This is a genomic window from Rhizobium sp. PDO1-076, assembly GCF_000247475.1.
In the GTDB taxonomy this organism is placed as follows: Bacteria; Pseudomonadota; Alphaproteobacteria; order Rhizobiales; family Rhizobiaceae; genus Allorhizobium.
In genome coordinates this window covers 1-2,981 of the sequence record NZ_AHZC01000193.1, presented here as the reverse complement: position 1 = coordinate 2,981, position 2,981 = coordinate 1, and the positions used below count along the sequence as shown (strand labels likewise).

General features: G+C 61.8%; 3 protein-coding genes. All 3 read left to right on the top strand.

The window, feature by feature from the left end:
* Positions 1-262 precede the first annotated feature (262 nt).
* On the top strand, positions 263-1,072 hold the full coding sequence (locus tag PDO_RS12020; RefSeq protein WP_009109849.1) for a rhomboid family intramembrane serine protease: 810 nt from the start codon (positions 263-265) through the stop codon (positions 1,070-1,072).
* Between the two features lie 185 nt (positions 1,073-1,257).
* Positions 1,258-2,007, top strand: a complete 750-nt coding sequence (locus PDO_RS12015; RefSeq protein WP_009109847.1) for an electron transfer flavoprotein subunit beta/FixA family protein — start codon at positions 1,258-1,260, stop codon at positions 2,005-2,007.
* Positions 2,008-2,032: 25 nt separating this feature from the next.
* On the top strand, positions 2,033-2,962 hold the full coding sequence (locus PDO_RS12010; protein WP_009109845.1) for an electron transfer flavoprotein subunit alpha/FixB family protein: 930 nt from the start codon (positions 2,033-2,035) through the stop codon (positions 2,960-2,962).
* The last annotated feature ends 19 nt before the right edge of the window (positions 2,963-2,981 follow it).

Here is a 2,981-nt window from a genome sequence, read left to right as displayed (position 1 = left end):
AAGGAAATGCCCCGTTCCACTGCAACCCCTTGTGTCTGGATCCTCGGGTCATCCTCGGGTTAAACCCGAGGATGACCCGAGGATCCAGACACAAGCTCTCTCCAGGCACAAGACGAAATCGGACAGTTGCTGGTTCTTGCAGACCCTTTCCCGCCCAGAGGGAAAGCGTGCCGGTGCGCGAATGCAGCACAGGCCCCTGTTGCTTGCTCCACGCTTCGGCTAGGCTGGCCACTAACCGAAAAGCCAGGCGCGATGAGGCACGATGTTTATTCCATTGCATGACCGCAACGCGCTCAAGCACATCAAACGGCAATATGTGACCCTTGGGCTGATCGCGGCCAATGTGGCGATCCATGTTTTGACCCTGATGATGCCGGAAAAACTGCTGGAAATGTGCATCTACGGCTTGGGTTTCATTGCGGCCGTCGTCTTTGACTTTGCCGATCTCGATCCGTCGCTAGTGCTGGTGCCGGAAGACAGCACCTATGTGACCTATGCCTTCCTGCATGCCAGCTGGCTGCATTTCGGCTCGAACATGCTGTTTCTCTGGGTGTTCGGCGACAATGTAGAGGATGCGCTCGGCCACTGGCGGTTTCTGTTTTTCTATCTCGTTTGCGCCGCCGCCGGTGCGCTGGTGCATGGACTGCTGGCGCCGACCTCGCAGGCGCCGCTGATCGGCGCATCGGGTGCTGTGTCCGGCGTGGTCGCGGCCTATCTGATGCTGCATCCGAAGGTGCGCGTCTGGGTGCTGGTGCTGATGCGCTTCGCGCTGCCTTTGCCCGCCTTCATTCCGCTGGCGCTGTGGATCGGCCAGCAGTTTTTCATGCTGCTGTTCAACGCCGACAGCAATGTCTCCTTTGGCGCACATGTTGGCGGCATCATCGCCGGCGCCCTGCTGGTGCTCGTCTTGCGCCGCCCGGGCGTACCGTTGTTCGATCGCACCATCGTCACGCCACGCGCGGTCGAGCACCTGGAAATCCCTGCGGCAGCAACCGTTGCCCCGACGGCGACACGGGCGCCCGCGTCGCCCTCGGCCAGGACCACCCCCAGAACCACCCATTGGGGACGATGAGCGTCGCCCTCCGTCAGACTTAATGACGTGAACGTCAACGTCAATTAATGCTGGCTGCGAATGGCGTGGCAATCGGCGTCAGGCGTTGTGTTTGGACAAAAAATGCGTATCGATGTCGCCAATCGACAAACGGCGGACCGCTTTCAAGCGCATTTTCCGGCGGAAAGCAGTGAAGGAAGGAACCCATGAAAATCCTAGTGACCGTAAAGCGGGTTGTTGACTACAACGTGAAGATCCGGGTCAAGCCGGATGGCACCGGCGTCGAGCTGGCCAACGTCAAGATGTCGATGAATCCCTTCGACGAAATCTCCGTCGAGGAAGCACTGCGTCTGAAAGAAGCCGGCAAGGCCGAGGAAGTGGTCGTCGTGTCGATCGGCCCGGCCAAGGCGGAAGAAACGCTGCGTACGGCGCTGGCCATGGGTGCTGACCGTGCCATCCTGGTCGAGACCGACGATGCCGTCGAGCCGCTCGCCGTTGCCAAGATCCTGAAAGGTGTCGTCGAAGCCGAACAGCCTGGCCTGGTGATCACCGGCAAGCAGGCGATCGATGACGATTCGAACCAGACCGGCCAGATGCTTTCGGCCCTGCTCGGCTGGAGCCAGGCAACCTTTGCCTCGAAGCTCGATCTCGGCGCCGACAAGGCAACCGTGACCCGCGAAGTCGATGGCGGCTTGCAGACCATCGACGTCAAGCTGCCGGCAATCGTCACCACCGACCTTCGCCTGAACGAGCCGCGTTACGCCTCGCTGCCGAACATCATGAAGGCGAAGAAGAAGCCGCTCGACAAGAAGTCGCCTGCCGATTTCGGCGTCGACACGGCGGCCCGCCTGAAGGTGCTGAAGACCGAGGAACCGTCGGGCCGCAAGGCCGGCGTCAAGGTCAAGAGCGTCGCCGAACTGGTCGACAAGCTCAAGAACGAAGCCGGCGTGCTGTAAGCGGAACGCATAGGAGATTACGAAAATGGCCATTCTTCTTCTGGCAGAACATGACAACGCAACCCTGTCCGACCAGACCGCCAAGACACTGACGGCCGCCACCAAGATCGGTGGCGACGTGCATGTGCTGGTCGCAGGCTCAGGCGCCAAGGCGGCCGCCGATGCCGCCGCCAAGCTGTCGGGCGTCACCAAGGTCCTGCTCGCCGACGACGCAAGCCTTGCCAACAACCTCGCAGAACCGCTGGCGGCCCTGATCGTCTCGCTCGCCGGCAGCTATGACACGATCATCGCGCCCGCGACATCGATCGGCAAGAACGTGCTGCCGCGCGTCGCAGCCCTGCTCGACGTGATGCAGGTCTCGGAAATCATCGAAGTGGTGTCCGCCGATACCTTCAAGCGCCCGATCTATGCCGGCAATGCTATCCAGACGGTGCAGTCGACCGACGCCAAGAAGGTCATCACGGTGCGCACCGCCTCGTTTGCTGCAGCAGCCGAAGGCGGTTCGGCTGCTGTCGAGGCGATCGCAGCCGTTGCCAATCCGGGCCTGTCGAGCCATGTCTCGGACGCGCTGTCGTCTTCGGATCGTCCGGAACTGACCTCGGCCAAGATCATCATCTCGGGCGGTCGCGCCCTGGGTTCGTCGGAAAAGTTCCAGCAGGTCATCCTGCCGGTGGCCGACAAGCTAGGTGCTGCCGTCGGCGCATCCCGCGCCGCCGTCGATGCCGGCTACGCGCCGAACGACTGGCAGGTCGGCCAGACCGGCAAGGTCGTCGCCCCGCAGCTCTACATCGCCTGCGGCATCTCGGGTGCGATCCAGCATCTCGCCGGCATGAAGGATTCCAAGGTCATCGTTGCGATCAACAAGGACGAGGAAGCGCCGATCTTTCAGGTTGCCGACTACGGCCTCGTCGCCGATCTCTTCGAAGCCCTGCCTGAGCTTGAAAAGGCGCTTTGATCCGGTGCCCTTCGCAACC

What these genes read in the sequence shown, in the direction of transcription:
- PDO_RS12015 (WP_009109847.1), top strand. Translation starts at nt 1,258, where the DNA reads ATGAAAATCCTAGTGACCGTAAAGCGGGTTGTTGACTACAACGTGAAG.
- PDO_RS12010 (WP_009109845.1), top strand. Translation starts at nt 2,033, where the DNA reads ATGGCCATTCTTCTTCTGGCAGAACATGACAACGCAACCCTGTCCGAC.
- PDO_RS12020 (WP_009109849.1), top strand. Translation starts at nt 263, where the DNA reads ATGTTTATTCCATTGCATGACCGCAACGCGCTCAAGCACATCAAACGG.